Genomic DNA, 22,740 nt, shown 5'->3' on the forward strand with positions numbered 1-22,740 from the left:
ACGGTGGGTATCCCCGGTGCTGTCTTAGGATCTGATAATATCGTCCCGTCTCATGAGGTCTAATAATTGGCTCACCAAATTTGTTACCAATTGTTCACCCTCAAGATGGACCTCGGGCGATTCAGGCGCTTCATAAACCGCATCAATGCCGGTGAAATTTCTCAGCTCTCCCGCACGGGCTTTTTTGTAGAGTCCCTTCGGGTCACGCGCTTCGCAAATGGCCAGCGGTGTATCGACAAAGACCTCAATAAAGCGCCCTTCTCCCAGACGTTCACGCACCATCTGGCGCTCCGCCCGGTGTGGCGAGATAAACGCCGTTAGCACCACAAGGCCCGCATCCACCATCAGACGGGCGACTTCACCCACCCGGCGGATATTCTCTTTGCGGTCATCATCGCTGAAACCCAAATCGCTGCACAGACCGTGGCGCACGTTATCGCCATCCAGCAGGTAGGTGCTCACACCAAGCTTATGCAGCGCCTCTTCCAGCGCCCCGGCAACCGTGGATTTACCGGATCCAGACAGCCCGGTAAACCACAACACAATGCCACGATGCCCGTGAAGCTTTTCACGCTGCTCATCCGTCACCGGATGAGCGTGCCAGACGACATTCTCGTCATGCTGCGCCATTACTTGCCTCCGAGCAGATCGCGCGCACCCCAGTGCGGGAAATGCTTGCGTACAAGTTGGTTCAGCTCCAGTTCAAAGGCGCTAAACTGCGACGGCACCGCACTTTCCTGCTGGTGCACTTCGCGCACCATGCCTGCGCCAACGGTAACGTTGCTCAGACGATCGATAAAGATCAGGCCGCCGGTCACCGGGTTTTGCTGATAAGGATCCAGCGTTAACGGCTCGTCAAAGGTCAGATCAACCAGACCAATACCATTCAGCGGCAGGCTCTCAACGTCGCGCTGAGTCAGGTTGTTGATATCCACCTGGTACTGAATCGCATCGACCCGAGCACGGGTTTTCTTGCCGGCAATTTTGATGTCATAGCTCTGACCCGGCGTTAATGGCTGTTCCGCCATCCACACCACGTCCAGCGAGGCGCTTTGCACGGAAGGGACGCTTTCCTGCGCGTCCAGAATCAGGTCGCCACGACTGATGTCGATTTCATCTTTCAGCACCAGCGTAATGGCTTCGCCCGCATGCGCGACCTCAAGATCGCCATCAAAGGTCACAATACGCGCCACTGCGGATTCCACACCGGAAGGCAGCACTTTCACGCGCTGGCCCACGGTCACCACGCCGGATGCCAGCGTACCGGAGAAACCACGGAAATCGAGGTTCGGGCGGTTCACGTATTGCACCGGGAAACGCATCGGTTGCGTCTCAACGGCGCGTTGAATTTCGACGGTTTCCAGCACTTCGAGCAGCGTTGGACCGCTATACCACGGAATGTTCGCACTCTGGGAGGCAACGTTGTCGCCTTCCAGGGCAGACAGCGGTACAAAACGAATATCCAGATTGCCCGGAAGCTGTTCGGCGAAGGTCAGGTACTCCTGACGGATAGACTCAAAGGTCTCTTCGCTAAAACCGACCAGATCCATTTTATTGACCGCTACCACCAGGTGTTTGATGCCCAGCAGCGTGGAGATAAAGCTGTGGCGACGGGTCTGATCCAGCACGCCTTTACGGGCGTCAATCAGCAGGATCGCCAGGTCGCAGGTCGACGCACCGGTGGCCATATTACGGGTGTACTGCTCGTGTCCCGGGGTGTCGGCGATAATAAATTTGCGCTTCTCGGTGGAGAAATAGCGGTACGCCACATCAATGGTAATGCCCTGCTCACGCTCAGCCTGCAGGCCATCCACCAGCAGGGCCAGATCGAGTTTCTCACCCTGAGTACCGTGACGCTTGCTGTCATTGTGCAGCGTGGAAAGCTGGTCTTCATAAATCTGGCGGGTGTCGTGCAGCAGGCGACCAATCAGGGTACTTTTGCCGTCATCGACGCTACCGCAGGTCAGAAAACGCAGCAGGCTTTTGTGCTGCTGGGCATGCAGGTACGCTTCGACGCCGCCTTCATCAGCAATTTGTTGTGCAATAGTGGTGTTCATGGCGGCTCCTTAGAAGTATCCCTGACGTTTTTTAAGCTCCATGGAGCCAGCCTGGTCGCGGTCAATCATGCGGCCCTGACGTTCACTGGTCGTGGACACCAGCATCTCTTCAATAATCTCTGGCAACGTCTGCGCTTCGGACTCCACTGCGCCGGTCAGCGGCCAGCAGCCGAGTGTACGGAAACGCACCATCCGTTTTTCGATCACTTCACCCGGTTGCAGATCAATTCGGTCGTCATCGATCATCATCAGCATGCCGTCACGCTCCAGTACCGGGCGCTCTGCTGCCAGATACAGCGGAACAATGTCGATATTTTCCAGGTAGATATACTGCCAGATATCCAGCTCGGTCCAGTTGGAGAGCGGGAAGACGCGAATGCTTTCGCCTTTGTTAATCTGGCCGTTGTAGTTGTGCCACAGTTCCGGGCGCTGGTTTTTTGGGTCCCAGCGGTGGAAACGGTCACGGAAAGAGTAAATACGCTCTTTGGCGCGGGATTTCTCCTCGTCACGACGCGCGCCACCAAAGGCAGCATCAAAACCGTATTTATTCAGCGCCTGTTTCAGGCCCTCGGTTTTCATGATGTCAGTGTGCTTGGCGCTGCCATGGACAAACGGGCTAATCCCCATCGCCACCCCTTCCGGGTTTTTGTGCACCAGCAGTTCGCAGCCGTAGGCTTTTGCCGTGCGGTCACGGAACTCATACATCTCACGGAATTTCCAGCCGGTATCCACGTGCAGCAGCGGGAACGGCAGCGTGCCCGGATAGAACGCCTTACGTGCCAGATGCAACATCACACTGGAGTCTTTGCCGATGGAGTACATCATCACCGGGTTGGAAAATTCTGCGGCCACCTCGCGGATGATATGGATACTTTCCGCTTCCAGTTGTCGCAGGTGAGTGAGTCGTTTTTGATCCATAACCGTTCCTTAAGCCAGATTCACCACAGAGGCAGCAAAGTCCTCTGAGTCTGTTGCGTGTTGAAACCAGGCGAGTTCATGATGCAATTGTACCACCTCACCCACCACTAGCAGGGCGGGCATTGGCGCATCTTTCGCCAGTTCCTCAAGTTGTTGTAATGTTCCGGTTCTGACCTGTTGATCAGCCCGTGTGCCGCGAGAAATCACCGCGACCGGTGTGTTTGCATTTCGCCCGTGAGCGATAAGTTGTTCGCCGATTTCTGCTGCTTTCATCGTGCCCATATAGATAGCCAACGTCTGGCGACTTTGAGCCAGTTGCGACCAGTCAAACGGCGCGCTGTCGGCCTTGTAATGACCAGTAACAAATGTCGCACTCTGCGCATAATCACGATGGGTCAGCGGAATACCGGCATAAGCCGTTGCACCGGATGCCGCCGTGACGCCAGGCACCACCTGGAAAGGAATGCCTGCCGCCGCAGCCGCCTGAAGCTCTTCGCCACCGCGACCAAAAATAAACGGGTCACCACCTTTGAGACGCACCACGGTTTTTCCTGCCTGCGCCGCCTCAACCAGCATGCGGTTGGTGTCATGCTGGGCGACGAGGTGTGAACCTGCGCGTTTGCCGACGCTTATCAGCTCGGCATCACGTCGCACCAGTTCCAGTACACCTTCAGTCACCAGATGATCGTAAAACACCACGTCGGCCTGCTGGATAACCTGCAAACCACGTAACGTCAAGAGCCCGGCATCACCAGGCCCGGCGCCGACCAGAATAATTTCACCCGTGCTGCTGCCCGGTTTTTCTAATTCATCCGCCAGCACCTGCTCCGCCGCCTGCTCTTTTCCCGCCGCCATCAGGCTGGCGAAACGGCCACGGAAGGCCACTTCCCAGAATCGACGACGTGCATCAGTGGTTTTGCGAAATGGCTTAATACGACTGCGCCAGCGCCCGGCGACCTCAGCCATACGGCCTAAATTCGCTGGCAATAGCGCTTCAATTTTTTCACGCAGCAGTCGCGCGAGTACGGGCGCATTGCCACCGGAAGAGATCGCCACCAGCAGCGGAGAACGGTCCACAATCGACGGGAATATGAATGAGCAAAGCGGCTGATCGTCCACCACATTCACCAGCCGCTGGCATGCGTTTGCAGCATCAAATACACGGCGGTTGAGCGCGGTATCTTCGGTTGCCGCAATCACCAGGAAAATGTTATCGAGCTGGGATTCGTCAAACTTATGCGCAATCCACTCAAGCTGTTGCTGGTCTGCAAGCTGCTGTAAAGGTGATTCCAGTTCTTCTGCCACCACCAAAACCCGTGCACCTGCCCGGCGCAAGAAAGTGATTTTTCGTGCAGCAACCTCTCCGCCACCGACAACCAATACGGGTCGGTCTTTGACAGCAGCAAATAAAGGCAGGTAATCCACAGGGCAACAACTCACTAAAAACCAGTAATAGTGGGACTATAGGGGGAGCCTTAGAGCGAATGAAATTACGAATTGGAATGAGTAGTTCCGCAAAGGAATAACGACCTGAAAATGCTAATGTCAAAAAGTGCTTAACCCCCGAGTTTTCGCCATGTTAAGAAGAAATGAAATTGTGTAATCCGGGTCACAGTTTCATACTAGACGCGGTAAAAATTTCGCATCATAAAGGACTCACTATGTTTTCCGCATTGCGCCACCGTACCGCTGCCCTGGCGCTCGGCGTATGCTTTATCCTTCCTGCTCAGGCACGAGCACCGCACCCCGGCGAATTTGCAAGCACTCAGGCGCGCCATATCGCGACCTATTTCCCTGGCCGAATGACCGGTACGCCTGCAGAGATGCTCTCCGCGGACTACCTGCGCCAGCAGTTCGCCGGGATGGGTTATCAAAGCGATATTCGCAAATTTAACAGCCGCTACACCTGGACTGCGCGAAACAACCAGCAAAACTGGCAGAATGTGACCGGCAGTACGGTGATTGCCGCCCATGAGGGTAAGCGCCCGCAACAAATCATTATTATGGCTCACCTGGATACCTACGCTCCGCGTAGTGATGCCGACACCGATCATAATCTCGGTGGTTTGAGCTTACAGGGCATCGACGATAACGCGCTCGGGTTAGGCGTAATGCTGGAACTCGCAGAGCAACTGAAGTCCGTACCTACGGAATACAGCATCCGCTTTGTGGCGACCAGCGGCGAGGAGGAAGGCAGCCTGGGGGCGGAGAACTTCCTCAAACGCATGAGTGATAAAGAGAAGAAACAGACGCTGCTGGTGATCAATCTCGACAACCTGGTGGTCGGCGATAACCTCTATTTCAACAGCGGTAAGAAAACGCCGTCCTCAGTACGCAAACTGACCCGTGATCGGGCGCTGGCAATTGCGCGTAATCTGGGGATTAGCGCTAGCACCAACCCCGGAAAAAATAAGGACTACCCGCAGGGCACCGGCTGCTGCAATGACGCACAGGTCTTTGATAATGACGGTATTCCGGTGTTATCCGTTGAAGCGACCAACTGGTCGTTGGGCAAAAAAGACGGCTATCAGCAGCGGGCAAAATCAAAAGCCTTCCCCGACGGGGTAAGCTGGCATGATATTAAGCTGGATAATATTCAGTACATTGATCAGGCACTTCCGGGCCGAATCGATCGCCGCAGCCGCGACGTGGTACGCATCATGCTGCCGCTGGTGAGAGAGCTGGCAAAGGCGGGGAAAAAATAAATTTACCAGGAAGTTAAAGTTAAAAAAGGGAGCGTTGGCTCCCTTTTTGTTACTTGATACCCATCGCCGCATTCAATTGCTTCATGGCTTCCAGACCTTGCTTACATCCTACATCCTGTTGCTCAACCGGGTAGCTTTCCATCTGCTTTTTGCTTTCAGTAAGCTGGGTTTTTAGCATATCAACCTGCGCTTTTGCCTCTTCATGTTTAGACGCTTCAGTAATGAAGGTATCCACCACTGCGAAGTATTGTTTGCAGGTTTCCGTTTCCGCAAAAGAAGAGACAGAAATGCCCATCAGCAGTGCTGCCAGCGCGATCTTTTTCATTATGTTATCCCTGAGTAAAGTATTGAAGTGACGCCATCCCGAATGGCGCGGGTACGATAGCAAAATCACCCGGAGGGAACGTGTCCGGAACCGGACATGAACGAACAGAAACTGCATGGGGAGAAATAAGAGCCGGTTAATGGCTTTCACGCTTTTGAAAGTTAATAAAGTGAACGACCGCCAAATGTTAAAGTTATTCACTATCAGCTTAAACGTCATTCGGATATCATCGGGGGAAGTAGAACTTACTCAGTGAAGCTAGGATGCCATTAAACGCTGACAGCCCCCATCTGCTTAGGTGGGATAACTAAAACGCATGACTCTGTTTGCCACCTGGTCTCTTTTATTAATATTTTCAGTACTTTCTTTTAAGCAGATCGATTATGCCTGCTGATGATAGCGATATTTAACTTAAATAATGAAATTAATATTACCTCTCATTTTTTCGTCTCTGCTGGCTCTAACGGGTTGTGGTAACAGTACATTGTCGCAGATGGATAACCCCGAACATGAAATTACGCCTGTCGCGGTCGGGTATTACGGGCGAAACATCGACCCGATGATCCATCAGTACATGCAGAATAAAAAAGTCACCGGCATGGTGGTTGCGATCATTCAACATAATGGCCCTGTAGAATTCCACTGCTATGGTGTGACAGATGACGACAGTCTTCAGGCAATTACACCCGACACTTTATTTGCTTTAGGTTCACTGAGCAAAGGCGTCACCGCCGAGGTCGCAACCATGCTGGTCAATGAAGGGAAGATGAACTGGACCGATAACCTTGAAACGTTACTTCCCCGGAATACCATCCTGAGCGAAGACGCGAAGAAAATTACTCTTCTCCAGTTGGCGACTCACACATCGGGTTTGCCCCGTCAGCCGATGGATTTGCTGACACTGGAAAATCTCGTGAGTTATTTCAGCACAGGCGAAAATTTCTATACTCAACTGGATAATGACACCCTGCTTTCCTATCTCAGTGATTTCACCGCACCGGAATATCGGGTTCCTCAGTATTCAAATATTGGTTATGCCATTCTGAGCAATATTTTGCAGAGAAAAACGGGCGAACCGATTGAAACGCTGGCGCAGAGAATGCTTTTTAAGCCGTTGCAGATGAATAACAGCAGCTTCACCCCCGATTCGCTCAAGGCTTACCCCTATCGCGCGCTCGGACACGCAGGCGACCAGCCTAAATTCATTCGTCGCGGTGCGCTTACCCCAGACTGGGTGTTCCAGAATAATATGATAGGGCCCGCCAGTTTATACAGCAGCGCTCGCGATATGGCAGAGTACGCCCGCGCGCATTTCACCCCCACCCACCAATCCGAAATTGACCGTGCCCTGAAAGACGTCACCCAGACTTTTTATTATCGTAAAAAAGAGGCCGCCAATATTGCCTGGGTCAGCGATGAAACAGCCAGCCAGAAGATAACCTACCAGGTCGGTTATATTGGCGGCTATTCAAGTTATATAGGCTTCGACAAAAAGAATCGTAACTCCGTTATTGTTCTGCAAAACAGCTTTAACTGGAGTAACTATATTGGCCATTCAATATTGACGTTGCTTGAGCAGCCAAATAATCGAATGAGCCAGCAAGAGATGGCGTTAAATCGATATAGGGATGTAGAGAAGTAGAATTTACGGCTAACGCGATATACGTAAGGTAACAAACGACGCCAACGAATACACATAGAAACGCCCGGCAATTAACCAGGCGTTTAAATAATTCACGCTGACAACATCAAATATCAACCTTCGTGCAGGCCGCACTCACGTTTCAGCCCGAAGAAGCGGGTGTCTTCTTCTGCCATACCGGGTTCCCATTTACGTGTGGTATGGGTGTCGCCGACGGAGAGGTAGCCTTCATCCCACAGCGGGTGGTATTTCAGACCGTGTTTTTGCAGGTACTGATAGACGGTGCGGTTATCCCAGTCGATGATCGGCAGCACCTTAAAGACGCCGCGCTGGAGCCCAAGCACAGGCAGATTGGCGCGGCTACCGGACTGCTCACGACGCAGACCCGCAAACCAGGTCTGTGCGTTAAGCTCTTTCAGCGCACGGTTCATCGGCTCAACTTTGTTGATATCGTTGTATTTCTCAATCCCTTCAACACCCTGTTCCCACAATTTGCCGTAACGCGCTTCCTGCCAGGCAGGGCTTTGCGGCGCACGGTAGATTTGCAGGTTCAGCTTGAGCTTGTCCGTCAACTCATCAATAAACTGGTAGGTTTCCGGGAACAGGTAACCCGTATCCGTCAGGATCACCGGAATGTCAGGGCGAATCTGATTCACCAGATGGAGGCTCACCGCCGCCTGAATACCAAAGCTCGACGACAGAACATATTCACCAGGCAGATTTTCCAGCGCCCAGGCCACACGCTCTTCAGCGGTGAGTGCTTCAAGTTGCGCATTGGTGTCTGCCAGCGCGAGCGCACGGTCATCTTTTGATAACGCATTCAGGGCAGATAGCTCGAGTACGGACATAATTACCTCTCGTGTGTTTTCTCCCCTCACCCCATCCCTCTCCCTAAGGAGAGGGGGAAGGCAAGGAAGCTTAATCCCAGAGATCGCGCGCCGGGTCTAGCACCGGACGGATAATTCCCGTACGGATGGTAAAGTCGCCGAAACCTTCACCTGATTCGCGCTCTTTTGACCAGCGCCCTACCAATTCATCCAGTGAAGAGAGGATTTCTGGCTCGGTGATGTTCTCTTTGAACATGCGCGGAATACGGGTTCCCATGCGATTGCCGCCCAGATGCAGGTTGTAACGGCCCGGCGCTTTACCGACCAGGCCGACTTCTGCCAGCATGGCGCGGCCACAACCGTTCGGGCAGCCCGTTACGCGGGTCACAATGTGCTCATCCGCAACACCGTGTTTCGCCATCACCTCTTCAACCTTGTCGATGAAAGATGGCAGGAAGCGCTCAGCTTCAGCCATTGCCAACGGGCAGGTCGGGAAGGAGACACAGGCCATTGAGTTCTCGCGCTGCGGCGTCACCGCATCCATCAAGCCACTCTGACGAGCGATTTTCTCGATTTTGGCTTTCTGGCTGTCCGGCACACCGGCGATGATCAGGTTCTGGTTCGCAGTAATGCGGAATTCACCTTTGTGGATCTTCGCGATCTCAAGCAAACCGGTTTTCAACGGACGGCCCGGGTAATCCAGAATACGTCCGTTTTCGATAAACAGCGTCAGGTGCCATTTATTGTCGATCCCTTTGACCCAACCAATGCGATCGCCGCGACCGGTAAATTCATACGCACGGATAGGCTCAAATTTGATGCCGGCACGACGCTCGACTTCAGCTTTGAATGTCTCAACGCCCACGCGTTCAAGGGTGTACTTGGTCTTCGCGTTTTTACGGTCGGTACGGTTACCCCAGTCGCGCTGGGTGGTGACCACGGCTTCAGCCACGGCCAGCGTGTGCTCAACTGGAATATAACCAAACTCGCTCGCGGTGCGGGCGTAAGTTTTCTTATTCCCATGCTCAATGGAAAGGCCACCGCCCACCAGCAGGTTAAATCCGACCAGCTTGCCGTTTTCCGCGATCGCCACAAAGTTCATGTCGTTCGCGTGCAGATCGATGTCATTCTGCGGCGGAATCACCACTGTCGTTTTGAACTTACGCGGCAGATAGGTCTGGCCGAGGATCGGTTCTTCGTCGGTGGTGGCAACTTTTTCCTGATCCAACCAGATCTCAGCGTATGCACGAGTACGCGGTAACAAATGCTCGGAGATCTTTTTCGCCCACTCGTAGGCTTCCGCATGCAGTTGCGATTCGAACGGGTTGGAAGTACACAACACGTTACGGTTCATGTCGTTAGCGGTTGCCAGCGCGTCCAGACCTACCGAGTGCAGCATCTGGTGCACCGGTTTTACATTCTTCTTCAGAATGCCGTGGAACTGGAAGGTCTGACGGTTGGTCAGACGGATACTGCCGTAAATGGTGTTATCTTCCGCAAATTTATCAATTGCCTGCCACTGTTTGGTGGTAATGACGCCACCCGGCAGTCGGCAACGCAACAGCATTGCATGGCGTGGTTCCAGTTTCTGGGCAGCACGTTCAGCACGAATATCGCGGTCATCCTGCTGGTACATACCGTGGAAACGGATCAACAGGAAGTTATCACCCTTAAAACCACCGGTCAGCCCGTCATTCAAATCTTCAGCAATAGTGCCGCGCAGATAGTTACTCTCAATCTTCATGCGCTCGGCGTCTGCCAGCTTACCTTCGACCACTAAAGGCCCTGGATGTTTTTCGCTCATTAGTAGACATCTCGCTGATAACGGCGCTCTACGCGCAGCTCACTTAAATATTCGTCCGCCGTCTCGGCGTCCATCGCGCCAAATTCGGCAATTACGTCCAGTAAAGCCTGCTCAACGTCTTTCGCCATGCGATTCGCGTCGCCGCAGACATAAATGTGGGCACCGTCATTAATCCAGCGCCACAGTTCCGCACCTTGCTGGCGCAGTTTGTCTTGTACGTATATTTTTTCTTTTTGATCACGGGACCAGGCCAAATCGATACGGCTCAGCACGCCCTCTTTGACGTAGCGCTGCCACTCAACCTGGTAGAGGAAATCTTCGGTGAAGTGCGGGTTGCCAAAGAACAACCAGTTCTTCCCTTCTGCGCCGTCGGCTGCACGCTGCTGCATGAACGAGCGGAACGGCGCAATGCCTGTGCCTGGTCCAATCATAATCACCGGAGTCTCCGGGTTAGCAGGCAGGCGGAAGTTGTCGTTATGCTCGATGAAGACGCGAACCTCACCCTCTTCTTCAACACGGTCCGCGAGGAAGCTGGAGGCACCACCCGCACGCGCACGCCCTTCGACTTCATAACGCACTACGCCCAGCGTCACATGCACTTCGGTCTCCACTTCCGCCTGCGAGGAGGCAATAGAGTAAAGACGTGGCGTCAGCGGACGCAGCAGGCCAAGCAGGGCATCTGCATCAAGCTGGGCCGGAGAGAAACGCACCATGTCGACCAGTGGCGTGGTCGCTGCATAATGTTGTAACTGCGCCTTATCGCCCACCAGAGGCAACAGTGACTCGCTGCGGGTCAGGGTCGCGTAGTTTTCCACGATATTGGCGGTATTGACCGTCAGCTCAAAATGCCACTGCAGCGCTTCTGCCAGCGGCAGCGCTTTGCCGTTAACCGTGACCTGCTCGTCGCCTTTCAGCCACAGCAGTTCAACCAGCTCTTTGACCAGTGCCGGATCGTTCTGATACCACACACCCAGCGCGTCACCCGGCTGGTAGCGCAGACCAGAATCACCCAGATCGATTTCGAGATGACGAACATCTTTTTCTGAGTCGCGACCGGTGATTTTCTGATTCACAGAGAGCGTGGCAGTCAGCGGTTCTTCTTTCGTATAAGGACTGGTGAACACCTCGTTTACGGCACCGGTTGCCGTTACGGCAGCCTGCGCGGACGTTTCTTTCGGCACGCGCGCTTTCAGCACGTCAACAATGCGGGCACGCCACTCGGCCGCAGCGGCCTGGAATTCAACATCAGCGTCAACGCGATCGAGCAAACGTTCAGCACCGAGTTCTGCCAGTTTGCTGTCGAAGTCTTTACCTGCCTGGCAGAAGAATTCGTAGGAGGTATCACCAAGACCGAAGACCGCAAAGGCCGTGCCATTAAGCGCAGGGGCTTTTTTCGAGAACAGGAACTTGTGCAATGCGACGGCTTCTTCCGGCGCTTCACCTTCACCCTGTGTGGAGGCCACAACAACCAGTAATTTTTCGTTGGCGATTTGTTTGAATTTATAGTCGCCCGCGCTTACCAGGTTTACGTTGAGTTTTGCCGCCAGTAAATCATCACGCAGTGCTTCTGCCACGCGGCGGGCGTTGCCCGTCTGGGATGCAGAGAGGAGCGTAATAGTTGGGGTTTCAACTGCCGCAGCAGGTGCAGCAGCAATGGCATTTGCCCCTGGTTGCTGATTCAACACACCCCAGAAATAGCCAGAAACCCAGGCAAGCTGGGTCGGTGTGAGATCGGTGGTGGCCGCCGTCAGGCGTGCCAGTTGCTCCGGGTTCAGCGGAAGCAAAGCGGAAGGTGGGACCTGAGTCGTCATGCGTCGTTATGTTCCAGTAAGCAAAGCTGTTTTCACGCCCTGTCAGCGCGATAAAAACAGAAGAGAAAGTAAGGTTAACGGCGGGGATAATAACAATTAAAGAAAGGTTGGAAATAACAAATAACCAAAAGAACTAACCTCTTTTAGTTATAGTTTTTAACAGTAAAACTGGTTAATTAACCAATTGATAATTATTAGTATTTTAGACTTAAACTGTAAAGACTCGCAGTGTAATCACTTTTAGCGGTTTTAGTTAATGCTAAAAAAGGTCATCCAGGCTACCATGCGGCGGTTTTTTTTCAGCCAGAGAGTAAATTATGTCTACCACCTTATTTAAAGATTTCATGTTCGAAGCCGCCCACCATTTGCCTCATGTTCCTGCCGGGCACAAGTGCGGTCGTCTTCATGGCCACTCCTTTATGGTGCGCCTGGAAATCACTGGCGAGGTGGATCCGCATACCGGCTGGATTATGGACTTCGCTGAACTGAAAGCGGCGTTCAAGCCAACCTACGATCGTCTGGATCACTACTATCTGAATGATATCCCGGGTCTTGAAAACCCAACCAGCGAAGTGCTGGCAAAATGGATCTGGGATCAGGTGAAACCTGTCGTGCCACTGCTGAGCGCGGTGATGATTAAAGAGACCTGTACGGCAGGCTGCGTGTATCGCGGTTGATCATTAATAATCTTCGCAAAAAGCCCGGTAAACATTAGGTTTCCGGGCTTTTTTATCAGGCGATGTTCAGATATTTGTGCGTCTGCATTGAGAGACGCCAGTTGCGGGCAATACAGGTGTCGATACACAGACGGGTCGCATCGTCTTTCCGACTAATGGGCTGGAGGGCAATCACCCGGTGTTTATCGTCCGTCAGTTGCGTTAACAACTCATCTAGCGCTTCAATATCGCGCATACGACCAACCGGATGTTTAATCTCATCAGCCCGTTCCAGCGCCTGCTGAAGGATGTCGTACCCACCACGCATGTTCACTTTCGGTGATACGGTGACCCAGGTGGCATGAGAGGTCCGGATTTCATGGGTGCCGCTGGTTTCAATCTGGCAACTGAACCCATGTTTCTCCAGCAGATGCGTGAGTGGGATAAGGTCGTGAATGCAAGGTTCGCCGCCGGTGATCACCACATGGCGAGCCGTCCAACCCTGACGCTCGATAATCGCCAGCAGATCTTCACTGGTCGCCGCGCCCCACTTATCGTTCTCTTTGGTTTTTGCCAGAATGCTGTAGAGGGAGATTTCCCGATCTTCAAGCTTATCCCAGGTGTGTTTGGTGTCGCACCAGGCGCAACCCACCGGGCATCCCTGTAAACGAATAAAAATGGCGGGGACGCCAGTAAAGTAACCCTCACCTTGCAGGGTCTGGAACATCTCATTAATCGGGTACTGCATCATCTACTCTATCTCGGGAACAAACGATAATTATTGCAGATTTCGTCTCGGAGGGCGAGCTGCGGGGTTGGCAATTGTTGCGTGATTGTCTCCAATATTAAGCCGAAATGCTGACTTTAATTAGATAACTAACCATTATTCATTTGTAATTAATTATTTCTATAACGATAACTAAGTTAAAGTCGTTAGCAAATACGCCCCTTCAAAACAAAAATAAAATTGTTAAAATACAATAAACTATAAATATTTTATTTTTTATTGAATTCCTTACCCATAATATTTGTCGAATAACTCACCTCCTAAACTTGAACCTTAAAATAACCTTAAGAATCCCTTTTTTTACCACGTACCTTATTTAAGCATTGTTTAATTATCGCCAAATACAATCCGCCGAATGCATAACAATGAGTAAGCGATAATGAACACTCTACTGATAACAGGTGTTACCGGGTTTCTCGGTGGCGCAGTGTTTGAAAAAATACTGAATGATGATAGCCAAATCAATTATTTACTTTTAGTCAGGGCCGCAGATAGTCAGGCCGGTGTCGAGCGCGTGAAAGAAAATATGCGCAAATTTAATATCAGCGAAGAGCGACTGGACTCGCTGACGGCTGAGCATATCCTCCTCGGCGATTTAGGCACGCCGGAACACTTCCTCAACGATCCACGACTGGACGGTGTCACCCATGTGCTGAACTGCGCGGCTGTTGCCTCTTTCGGCAGCAACCCACTAATCTGGAAAGTGAACGTGGAAGGCACACTGGCCTTTGCCGGTCGCATGGCGAAAGTGAAAGGGTTGCAGCGTTTTCTGCACGTCGGCACAGCGATGTCCTGCGCGCCGGAAGCGGACTCATTAGTTTTCGAAAGCCGTGAATTCAAAGAAAATGCTGAACATCTGGTGGAATATACCCATTCTAAATCAACGATTGAGCACCTGATGCGTAAAACGTATCCAGAATTGCCATTGGTGATCGCTCGTCCGTCAATTGTCGTGGGTCACACACACTTTGGCTGCCAGCCTTCCAGCAGCATTTTCTGGGTATTCAGCATGGCACTGATGTTGCAAAAATTCATGTGCTCGCTGGATGACCGTATTGATGTGGTGCCAGTGGATTATTGTGCTGATGCGCTAATCATGTTGCTGAAAAGCGACATTCCAGCGGGGGAAGTGATCCATATTTCCGCTGGTGAAGAGAACAGCGTGAAGTTTGCTGACATTGACGCTGCAATGGCTTCTGCACTGGAAACAGCACCGGTTAAAGATGTCTACACGCAGGTAAGTTATGAGACGCTGGTGAAGATGCGTCGTGAGTTGAAAAACATCTTTGGCCCCTGTAATGAACGCCTGATGCTCAAGGCCATGCGCTTATACGGCGCGTTTGCCATGCTGAACGTCCGCTTTAGCAATGACAAACTGATTGAACTGGGGATGCCGAAGCCGCCGCGCTTTACTGACTACATCGCTCAGTGCGTGCAAACTACCCGCGGGCTTTCTATTCCGCAGCAAATGGCCGTCGATTTTAAATAACGGTGACCGCAGGTAAAAAAAATGCCAGCCCGAGGGCTGGCATTTTCATTTCAGAGAAAGACAGGCTTATGCCTGACCTTTGATCTCTTTACGACCGTTGTACGGAGCTTGTTCGCCCAGTGCTTCTTCGATACGAATCAGCTGGTTGTACTTAGCAACGCGGTCAGAACGGCTCATAGAACCTGTTTTGATCTGGCCAGCAGCGGTACCAACAGCCAGGTCAGCGATGGTCGCGTCTTCAGTTTCGCCAGAACGGTGAGAGATGACAGCGGTGTAGCCAGCGTCTTTCGCCATTTTGATCGCAGCCAGAGTTTCGGTCAGAGAACCGATCTGGTTGAATTTGATCAGGATGGAGTTAACGATGCCTTTGTCGATGCCTTCTTTCAGGATCTTGGTGTTGGTTACGAACAGATCGTCACCAACCAGCTGGATTTTGTCGCCCAGAACTTTAGTCTGGTATGCGAAGCCAGCCCAGTCAGACTCGTCCAGACCATCTTCGATGGACACGATCGGGTACTGTTTGGTCAGATCTTCCAGGAAGTGAGTGAATTCTTCGGAGGTGAATGCTTTGTTGCCTTCGCCAGCCAGAACGTATTTACCGTCTTTGTAGAATTCAGATGCTGCACAGTCCATCGCCAGAGTGATGTCGGTGCCCAGCTCGTAACCTGCAGCTTTAACAGCTTCAGCGATTACAGCCAGAGCTTCTGCGTTGGAACCCAGGTTCGGCGCATAGCCACCTTCGTCACCAACTGCAGTGTTCATACCTTTGGATTTCAGAACTTTAGCCAGGTTATGGAACACTTCTGAACCCATACGTACAGCTTCTTTCAGGGATTTCGCGCCAACTGGCTGAATCATGAATTCCTGAATGTCTACGTTGTTGTCAGCATGCTCGCCACCGTTGATGATGTTCATCATCGGAACCGGCATGGAGTATTTGCCCGGGGTGCCGTTCAGTTCAGCGATGTGTGCGTACAGCGGCAGGCCTTTAGAGGCAGCAGCAGCTTTAGCAGCAGCCAGAGATACGGCCAGGATTGCGTTAGCACCGAAGTTAGATTTGTTTTCAGTACCGTCCAGGTCGATCATGATTTTATCAAGACCAGCCTGATCTTTCGCATCTTTACCCAGGATTGCCTGAGCGATCGGGCCGTTAACCGCGCCAACCGCTTTCAGTACGCCTTTACCCAGGAAGCGAGATTTGTCGCCATCGCGCAGTTCCAGCGCTTCGCGGGAACCCGTAGAAGCACCTGACGGAGCAGCAGCCAGACCTACGAAACCACCTTCCAGGTGAACTTCAGCTTCAACAGTCGGGTTACCACGGGAGTCGATGATTTCACGACCGATGACTTTAACGATTTTGGACATTAGGATTTCCTCAGTACAAGTTAAACTAAAACTCCAGACAAACAATGCACCCGGATGGGTGCATTGCCGTTCTAACTCTTACTTCGCCTGACGCTTCTGGAACTCACTGGCGGCTTTCACGAAGCCTGCAAACAGTGGGTGCCCATCACGCGGCGTAGAAGTAAATTCCGGGTGGAATTGACAAGCGACGAACCACGGATGGTTTGGCACTTCGATGATCTCGACCAACTGATCATCGCCGGAACGGCCTGCAACACGCAGACCCGCAGCTTCAATTTGTTTCAACAGCAGGTTGTTCACTTCGTAGCGATGACGATGACGTTCAACAATGGTAGGCGCGTCATACAACTGACGGACCAGGCTGTCGTCGCCAAGCTGACACGCTTGCGCGCCGAGGCGCATGGTGCCACCGAGATCGCTCTTCTCCGAACGTACTTCAATCTGGCCTTCTTCATCTCGCCATTCGGTAATGAGCGCCACAACCGGGTACTTACAGTCTGGCACAAATTCCGTTGAGTTGGCATTCTCCATGCCCGCAACGTTGCGAGCATACTCGATGAGAGCAACCTGCATCCCCAGGCAAATGCCCAGATAAGGAATATTGTTTTCACGCGCATAGCGTGCAGTGGCGATTTTGCCTTCCACACCGCGATAACCGAAACCACCCGGGATCAGGATAGCATCCAGATCTTTGAGAATTTCGACACCACGTGTTTCAACATCTTGCGAATCGATCAGTTTGATGTTGACGGAAACGCGATTTTTCAGACCACCGTGTTTCAGTGCTTCGATAACGGACTTGTAAGCATCCGGCAGTTCAATGTACTTACCGACCATGCCAATGGTCACTTCATTTACCGGGTTAGCCTGCTGGTAAATGACCTGTTCCCATTCTGCCAGATTTGCTTCCGGGCAGTTCAAGCTGAATCGTTTACAAATATAATCGTCCAGCCCCTGTGATTTCAACAGGCCCGGAATTTTATAAATGGAATCGACGTCTTTAAGGGAGATAACAGCCTTTTCAGGAACATTACAGAACAAAGCAATCTTTGCACGCTCGTTGGCCGGAACAGCACGGTCAGAGCGGCAGATCAGAATGTCAGGCTGAATACCGATAGAAAGCAGCTCTTTAACGGAGTGCTGAGTCGGTTTGGTTTTGACTTCACCGGAAGCGGCCATGTACGGAACCAGCGTCAGGTGCATATACAGAGTGCGCTCACGGCCCACTTCAACGGCCATCTGGCGAATCGCTTCAAGGAACGGCAGGGATTCAATATCACCTACGGTACCGCCGATTTCTACCAGCACCACATCGTGGCCTTCGCCACCTTCAATGATGCGTTCTTTGATGGCGTTAGTGATGTGCGGAATTACCTGAACGGTTGCGCCCAGGTAGTCGCCACGACGCTCTTTGCGCAGAACTTCAGAGTAGATACGGCCAGTCGTGAAGTTGTTACGACGCGTCATCTTGGTGCGAATGAAACGCTCATAGTGACCCAGGTCCAGATCGGTTTCAGCGCCGTCTTCAGTAACGAACACTTCCCCGTGTTGGATTGGGCTCATGGTACCTGGATCGACGTTGATATACGGATCCAGTTTCATCATGGTCACATTGAGGCCACGGGCTTCAAGAATGGCTGCGAGGGAGGCTGCGGCAATGCCTTTACCCAGAGAGGATACGACCCCGCCGGTCACAAAAATATAGTTCGTTGTCATGCTGAACCTGAGAAGTTAGGGTGAAACGATGGAATAACCAGGACGGGAAAGTAGTATACCCGAAGAGGACGAGCCTCACAAACTTTCATTCTCGGTCTCCTGTCTCAGCCAAAACTCATATAGGGAGTGAGAAAATAGCCACTTTCGGCTAAATGTTTTTGACGCAAATCAAGCGCTTGTTATTTAAAAAATCACACAAATAGCGCTTGATCGCATAAATCCGTTAGAGATCAGTTTCCTGGCGTTTTACTTCCTGCCAGACTTCTTCCATCGTTTCGAGGTCAACCCCGGTCATTTCCAGGCCACGCGCGGTAACAATTCTTTCCACTTCGCGGAAACGACGCTCAAACTTCAGGTTTGCTTTTTGTAATGCGACTTCGGCTTTTACCCCTAAATGGCGAGAAAGATTAACGGTCGCAAACAGCAAATCGCCCATCTCCTCTTCCACCCTGGCCTGATCCACCACGGCCTGTTTTGCTTCATCCATTACTTCATCAATCTCTTCGTAAACTTTGTCCAGCACCGGGCCAAGAGAAGTCCAGTCGAAACCGACAGTGGAGCAACGTTTTTGAATTTTATGCGCGCGCATTAACGCCGGAAGGCTGTGGGGAATGTCATCCAGTGCCGAGTGCTGGGATTTTTCTGCCCGCTCTGCGGTTTTGATCTCTTCCCAACGCGCCAGCACTTCGGTGCTGTTTTCAGCATGGGCATCCCCGAAAATATGCGGGTGACGGCGCTCCAGCTTGTCGCTGATGGCCGCACAGACATCATCAAAGTTGAACAGTGTCTGCTCCTGCGCCATTTGCGCGTAAAACACCACCTGGAACAGTAAATCGCCAAGCTCGCCGCGCAAATCGTCAAAATCTTCGCGGGCGATAGCGTCCAGCACTTCGTAGGTCTCTTCAAGGGTATAAGGTGCGATGGTGGCGAACGTCTGTTCTTTGTCCCACGGGCAGCCGTTTTCCGGGTCACGCAGTCGTTGCATGATGCCAAGCAGGCGATCAATTTGTGTTTTGTTGATTGTGACAGTCATACAGCCTCTTTTCATTTCAACTTTCACTCATGATAACGTGTTAGCGGGCGGCTTCCACCCCCATACTATATTCGCCGAACCAATAACGCATTTAGGACTGCGAAAAAAATGGCACCGAACTGAATCGAGACGTAACCAGCGATATCGTATGAGCTCAATATCCCATATCCATATCCATATCCGCGATAGCCCACAACATCGTAAAATCCAGTTATGATATGAATTAAACAGAAGATATTTATTACAACAACAAATAAAAAGCGATACAGCGCATTTGAATAAAGACAAACACACCTATGCAGGCGATAACACCCTATAAAAAAAACCACTCCCGCCAAATAATAAAAAACAACCGGAAACCATGACTTCGATAAAAAGATAACATCCTGCTCCATCTTTAGTGCCTCAAGTCGTTTTCATTAAAAGCAGGCATCAATGATAAAATAGTAAATTCATCGCTGATGCTCTCAAGCATGAAGACAGGTTTAGATATTTCGCGAACACCGCGTACATAATCTGTTTGTTTTATCGTAATGCCAAATAGGTTCCATGATTTTTCTCGTGGTGTGGGTATTTTTCTGAACAATCCATATCCGGAAAGAGCAAGATCTATCGTGCCGTAGGCAATGTCCGCCTTTCTTCCATCATAACCGGTCTTGTTCGCCGCATAATGGTATGCATCCCTGAGTGGCCCAGAGACTTCCTCATAGACCACAAGGTAATATCCATTTTCATAAGTATTATTTAGACCCTGCATTATCATTGAAGCACCAGGTATCATTCCACTACTGGCAGTAGACACACAAATCCCCACTCCCGTAGCCACCTGCCCTATACCGGCCAGAAAACCGATTATTTTATTGTATAACTTGTATAATTCTGCAGACCGTTTACTTTTGTATTCTTGCTCTGCCATCCACTTGGAATATATTTTATCATTTAAGATAACAGATTGCTGATAATTAAAAACTGCCGTTTTATATTTTATATATTTACTCGCCACCCGCCCATGAAAGACAGTTTATTTTCATTTCAGTCTCAACCTGTCTGACCACGCTATCAATTCGGCTAAAAAACTCTGACTGCTTGAAATAAAATGGATCTGTCATCCACAAAAAATGTGCAGCATCCAGGAATTCATTTTTTTGTTGTTCAAATTCCTTTTTAGAACCGTAAAACATAAAATCTCCAGTGCATTTAATTAAAATAAAATAACATTATTTAATTTTTAAACGTTAATGCGTGAGATAGTCTAACGCGAAAGTACGCTAAATTAAGTTCGTAGATCAAAATTCAGAAATATGCTCGGTATAGTAGAAACGCCACCGAAACTGATTCGATGGCGTTAATTCTCTGCTCAGCCGCCATGCAGTCGACGGGCGTCGATCACATCCGGTACCTGGTTCAGTTTACTGAGCACGCGGCCCAGCACCTGCAGGTTGTAGATTTCGATATTCATATCGATAGTGGCAAGCTGTTGCTTAGTGTCGCTACGACTGGCAACGCCGAGTACGTTGACCTTCTCGTTGGCAAGAATAGTGGTGATATCACGCAGCAGGCCACTACGGTCATTCGCGGTGACACGTACCACCAGCGAATAGCCCGCAGAGTAACTCTCACCCCAGACAGCATCAACCAGACGCTCCGGCGCGTGGGCGCGAAGCTCATGAAGCTGATCGCAATCCGCCCGGTGGATAGAGATCCCCCTGCCCTGTGTGATAAAGCCAACAATCTCATCGCCCGGAATCGGCTGGCAGCAGCGCGCAATGTGGTGCATCAGATTACCGACGCCCTCTACAACCACGCGACCGTTATCTTTGCTGCGTGTCTGCGGTGCGTAAGTTTTCTGCTGCAACTGCTTGAGTGCGGCAGCATCCTGTTCAGCAGCACTCGGCTTATTGAACTGCGCCTGCAGGAAATTGACCATCTGGTTAAGACGAATATCACCGCCACCAATGGCCGCCAGCAGCTCTTCCAGATCGTTAAAGTTGTAACGTGGGAGCAGCTGTTTCTCTGCCTCTTTCAGGCTGATACCGAGATGAGCCAACTCATCGTCAAGTATCTGACGACCAGCAAGAATGTTTTTATCTCTGTCCTGTTTACGGAACCAGTTGTGGATTTTGGAGCGTCCACGGCTGGTCGTCACGTAACCCAGATTTGGGTTCAGCCAGTCACGGCTTGGATTCGGCTGCTTCTGGGTGATAATTTCAATCTGATCGCCCATCTGCAGCTGGTAGGTAAAGGGAACAATACGCCCGCCAATTTTTGCCCCAATGCAGCGGTGCCCAACATCACTGTGAATGTGGTAAGCGAAGTCAAGCGGCGTGGAGCCTGCGGGTAGGTCAACCACATCCCCTTTCGGGGTAAACACGTAGACCCGGTCATCAAAGACCTGGCTACGTACCTCATCCAGCAATTCGCCGGAGTCCGCCATCTCTTCCTGCCAAGCAATCAGTTTACGCAGCCAGGCAATGCGATCTTCGTGGCTGGAACGCGGGCCAGGCGTCGCGGTACCTTCTTTATATTTCCAGTGCGCAGCCACGCCCAGTTCAGCGTCCTCGTGCATCTGTTTGGTACGAATCTGGATTTCTACGGTTTTACCGCCCGGCCCCAGTACGACAGTATGGATAGACTGGTAGCCGTTCGGTTTCGGGTTAGCCACGTAGTCATCAAACTCATCCGGCAAATGACGGAAATGAGTATGCACAATGCCTAATGCCGCATAGCAGTCCTGTAGACGCTCGGCAACGATACGCACCGCACGCACATCAAACAATTCATCGAACGCCAGATGCTTCTTCTGCATTTTTCGCCAGATGCTGTAGATGTGTTTCGGGCGACCATAAACTTCGGCTTTAACGCCTTCATTTTTGATTTCAGAACGCAAATGGCCGACGAACTCGTCGATGTAGTGTTCACGATCGATACGACGCTCGTGAAGAAGCTTGGCGATACGCTTGTATTCGGCCGGATGCAGGTAACGGAAGCAGTAATCTTCCAGCTCCCATTTCAACTGACCAATCCCGAGACGGTTAGCCAATGGCGCATAGATATTGGTACATTCTTTCGCAGCCAGTACGCGTTCATCTTCCGGTGCGTCTTTGACTTCACGTAGGTGAGCCACGCGCTCAGCCAGTTTGATAACCACGCAGCGGAAATCATCCACCATCGCCAGCAGCATACGACGCACGTTATCCACCTGTTCGGATGAGACCGAATCAGTATGGGTCGCCTTGAGCTGGCGGATAGCTGCCATGTCGCGCACACCGTGGATTAGCTCAACAATGGAATTACCCACACTTTCGCGCAGTACGTCTTCACTGACGACATCCGCATCTGCCAGCGGGAACAGCATTGCCGCCCGCAGAGTGTCGATGTCCATACTGAGCATGGAGAGGATTTCCACCATCTCGACGCCGCGCCAGAGCAGTAATTCAGCGTCGGGGTGTCCCTGCGTTTGTCGCAGACAATATTCCCAGGTTTCGGCTAAGCGTTCACACGACGGCTGACTGGAGATACCCAGACTGGCGATCCATTTTTTAGGATCGAATTCACCCGCTTTATTCAAATGCGCACTTCTTACCGCAACCATTGTCCTCTCCTTT

The 22,740-nt window shown here is 51.4% G+C and carries 19 protein-coding genes; 4 read left to right on the forward strand and 15 right to left on the reverse strand.

What is annotated here, in order from left to right; translation table 11 throughout:
- Nucleotides 1-24 precede the first annotated feature (24 nt).
- Genes cysC through cysG form a run of 4 tightly spaced genes read right to left on the reverse strand, consistent with a single transcriptional unit; the run spans nt 25 to nt 4,391 of the window.
- Entirely contained in the window at nt 25-630 is a 606-nt protein-coding gene (cysC, locus tag AC5JPW_RS21615; protein ID WP_494243128.1) for an adenylyl-sulfate kinase, read from the reverse strand.
- Entirely contained in the window at nt 630-2,057 is a 1,428-nt protein-coding gene (gene cysN, locus AC5JPW_RS21620) for a sulfate adenylyltransferase subunit CysN (protein ID WP_494243129.1), read from the reverse strand. The genes cysC and cysN overlap by 1 nt, the downstream gene beginning before the upstream one ends.
- Nucleotides 2,058-2,066: 9 nt before the next feature.
- Entirely contained in the window at nt 2,067-2,975 is a 909-nt protein-coding gene (gene cysD / locus AC5JPW_RS21625; protein ID WP_494243130.1) for a sulfate adenylyltransferase subunit CysD, read from the reverse strand.
- 9 nt (nt 2,976-2,984) lie between these two features.
- Nucleotides 2,985-4,391, reverse strand: coding sequence for a siroheme synthase CysG (cysG, locus tag AC5JPW_RS21630; RefSeq protein ID WP_494243919.1), 1,407 nt, complete (start codon nt 4,389-4,391; stop codon nt 2,985-2,987).
- 245 nt (nt 4,392-4,636) lie between these two features.
- On the opposite strand from cysG, the gene AC5JPW_RS21635 reads away from it, so the two are divergent.
- Nucleotides 4,637-5,680, forward strand: a complete 1,044-nt coding sequence (locus AC5JPW_RS21635; RefSeq protein ID WP_494243131.1) for an aminopeptidase — start codon at nt 4,637-4,639, stop codon at nt 5,678-5,680.
- A 49-nt stretch (nt 5,681-5,729) separates the two neighbouring features.
- On the opposite strand, the gene AC5JPW_RS21640 is transcribed toward AC5JPW_RS21635, so the two are convergent.
- Nucleotides 5,730-6,005, reverse strand: coding sequence for a DUF5339 domain-containing protein (locus AC5JPW_RS21640; RefSeq protein WP_494243132.1), 276 nt, complete (start codon nt 6,003-6,005; stop codon nt 5,730-5,732).
- Nucleotides 6,006-6,498: 493 nt separating this feature from the next.
- Here AC5JPW_RS21640 and AC5JPW_RS21645 point away from each other — a divergent pair, with 493 nt between their 5' ends.
- Nucleotides 6,499-7,647: a serine hydrolase domain-containing protein gene (locus tag AC5JPW_RS21645; protein ID WP_494243133.1), complete on the forward strand. Its 1,149-nt coding sequence runs from the start codon at nt 6,499-6,501 to the stop codon at nt 7,645-7,647.
- Between the two features lie 113 nt (nt 7,648-7,760).
- On the opposite strand, the gene cysH is transcribed toward AC5JPW_RS21645, so the two are convergent.
- The 3 genes from cysH to cysJ form a co-directional block, all read right to left on the reverse strand.
- The gene (gene cysH, locus AC5JPW_RS21650) at nt 7,761-8,495 is read right to left on the reverse strand and encodes a phosphoadenosine phosphosulfate reductase (protein ID WP_494243134.1); all 735 of its coding nucleotides are present in this window, start codon (nt 8,493-8,495) and stop codon (nt 7,761-7,763) included.
- A 70-nt stretch (nt 8,496-8,565) separates the two neighbouring features.
- Complete coding sequence (cysI, locus tag AC5JPW_RS21655) at nt 8,566-10,278, reverse strand: assimilatory sulfite reductase (NADPH) hemoprotein subunit (protein WP_494243135.1); 1,713 nt, start codon at nt 10,276-10,278, stop codon at nt 8,566-8,568.
- The gene (gene cysJ, locus AC5JPW_RS21660; protein WP_494243136.1) at nt 10,278-12,089 is read right to left on the reverse strand and encodes an NADPH-dependent assimilatory sulfite reductase flavoprotein subunit; all 1,812 of its coding nucleotides are present in this window, start codon (nt 12,087-12,089) and stop codon (nt 10,278-10,280) included. The genes cysI and cysJ overlap by 1 nt, the downstream gene beginning before the upstream one ends.
- A gap of 317 nt (nt 12,090-12,406) precedes the next feature.
- On the opposite strand from cysJ, the gene queD reads away from it, so the two are divergent.
- Nucleotides 12,407-12,766, forward strand: a complete 360-nt coding sequence (queD, locus tag AC5JPW_RS21665) for a 6-carboxytetrahydropterin synthase QueD (protein ID WP_494243137.1) — start codon at nt 12,407-12,409, stop codon at nt 12,764-12,766.
- Nucleotides 12,767-12,821: 55 nt separating this feature from the next.
- On the opposite strand, the gene queE is transcribed toward queD, so the two are convergent.
- A complete protein-coding gene (queE, locus tag AC5JPW_RS21670; protein ID WP_494243921.1) occupies nt 12,822-13,493 on the reverse strand; it encodes a 7-carboxy-7-deazaguanine synthase QueE in 672 nt (223 codons plus the stop codon).
- A 418-nt stretch (nt 13,494-13,911) separates the two neighbouring features.
- Here queE and AC5JPW_RS21675 point away from each other — a divergent pair, with 418 nt between their 5' ends.
- Nucleotides 13,912-15,021, forward strand: coding sequence for an SDR family oxidoreductase (locus AC5JPW_RS21675; protein ID WP_494243138.1), 1,110 nt, complete (start codon nt 13,912-13,914; stop codon nt 15,019-15,021).
- 66 nt (nt 15,022-15,087) lie between these two features.
- Here the strand turns inward: AC5JPW_RS21675 and eno are convergent, their stop codons facing one another.
- From eno to relA, 6 genes are all read right to left on the reverse strand, one after another.
- A complete protein-coding gene (eno, locus tag AC5JPW_RS21680) occupies nt 15,088-16,386 on the reverse strand; it encodes a phosphopyruvate hydratase (protein WP_494243139.1) in 1,299 nt (432 codons plus the stop codon).
- Nucleotides 16,387-16,464: 78 nt separating this feature from the next.
- A complete protein-coding gene (gene pyrG / locus AC5JPW_RS21685) occupies nt 16,465-18,102 on the reverse strand; it encodes a glutamine hydrolyzing CTP synthase (protein ID WP_494243140.1) in 1,638 nt (545 codons plus the stop codon).
- Between the two features lie 223 nt (nt 18,103-18,325).
- A complete protein-coding gene (gene mazG, locus AC5JPW_RS21690) occupies nt 18,326-19,135 on the reverse strand; it encodes a nucleoside triphosphate pyrophosphohydrolase (protein ID WP_494243141.1) in 810 nt (269 codons plus the stop codon).
- 397 nt (nt 19,136-19,532) lie between these two features.
- Entirely contained in the window at nt 19,533-20,138 is a 606-nt protein-coding gene (locus AC5JPW_RS21695; protein WP_494243142.1) for a DUF4225 domain-containing protein, read from the reverse strand.
- A complete protein-coding gene (locus tag AC5JPW_RS21700; protein WP_494243143.1) occupies nt 20,128-20,316 on the reverse strand; it encodes a hypothetical protein in 189 nt (62 codons plus the stop codon). Before AC5JPW_RS21700 ends, AC5JPW_RS21695 begins: the two co-directional genes overlap by 11 nt.
- Before the next feature lie 176 nt (nt 20,317-20,492).
- A complete protein-coding gene (gene relA, locus AC5JPW_RS21705) occupies nt 20,493-22,727 on the reverse strand; it encodes a GTP diphosphokinase (protein WP_494243144.1) in 2,235 nt (744 codons plus the stop codon).
- Nucleotides 22,728-22,740: the final 13 nt, after the last annotated feature.

The sequence above is a fragment of the Phytobacter sp. genome (assembly GCF_059074235.1).

Bases quoted from the DNA above. Each gene is read 5' to 3' on its own strand.
- pyrG (WP_494243140.1), bottom strand. From the start codon at position 18,102: ATGACAACGAACTATATTTTTGTGACCGGCGGGGTCGTATCCTCTCTG.
- eno (WP_494243139.1), bottom strand. From the start codon at position 16,386: ATGTCCAAAATCGTTAAAGTCATCGGTCGTGAAATCATCGACTCCCGT.
- queE (WP_494243921.1), bottom strand. From the start codon at position 13,493: ATGCAGTACCCGATTAATGAGATGTTCCAGACCCTGCAAGGTGAGGGT.
- AC5JPW_RS21700 (WP_494243143.1), bottom strand. From the start codon at position 20,316: ATGTTTTACGGTTCTAAAAAGGAATTTGAACAACAAAAAAATGAATTC.
- queD (WP_494243137.1), top strand. From the start codon at position 12,407: ATGTCTACCACCTTATTTAAAGATTTCATGTTCGAAGCCGCCCACCAT.
- AC5JPW_RS21635 (WP_494243131.1), top strand. From the start codon at position 4,637: ATGTTTTCCGCATTGCGCCACCGTACCGCTGCCCTGGCGCTCGGCGTA.
- AC5JPW_RS21640 (WP_494243132.1), bottom strand. From the start codon at position 6,005: ATGAAAAAGATCGCGCTGGCAGCACTGCTGATGGGCATTTCTGTCTCT.
- AC5JPW_RS21675 (WP_494243138.1), top strand. From the start codon at position 13,912: ATGAACACTCTACTGATAACAGGTGTTACCGGGTTTCTCGGTGGCGCA.
- cysD (WP_494243130.1), bottom strand. From the start codon at position 2,975: ATGGATCAAAAACGACTCACTCACCTGCGACAACTGGAAGCGGAAAGT.
- relA (WP_494243144.1), bottom strand. From the start codon at position 22,727: ATGGTTGCGGTAAGAAGTGCGCATTTGAATAAAGCGGGTGAATTCGAT.
- cysC (WP_494243128.1), bottom strand. From the start codon at position 630: ATGGCGCAGCATGACGAGAATGTCGTCTGGCACGCTCATCCGGTGACG.
- mazG (WP_494243141.1), bottom strand. From the start codon at position 19,135: ATGACTGTCACAATCAACAAAACACAAATTGATCGCCTGCTTGGCATC.
- AC5JPW_RS21645 (WP_494243133.1), top strand. From the start codon at position 6,499: ATGGATAACCCCGAACATGAAATTACGCCTGTCGCGGTCGGGTATTAC.
- cysJ (WP_494243136.1), bottom strand. From the start codon at position 12,089: ATGACGACTCAGGTCCCACCTTCCGCTTTGCTTCCGCTGAACCCGGAG.
- cysH (WP_494243134.1), bottom strand. From the start codon at position 8,495: ATGTCCGTACTCGAGCTATCTGCCCTGAATGCGTTATCAAAAGATGAC.
- cysN (WP_494243129.1), bottom strand. From the start codon at position 2,057: ATGAACACCACTATTGCACAACAAATTGCTGATGAAGGCGGCGTCGAA.
- cysI (WP_494243135.1), bottom strand. From the start codon at position 10,278: ATGAGCGAAAAACATCCAGGGCCTTTAGTGGTCGAAGGTAAGCTGGCA.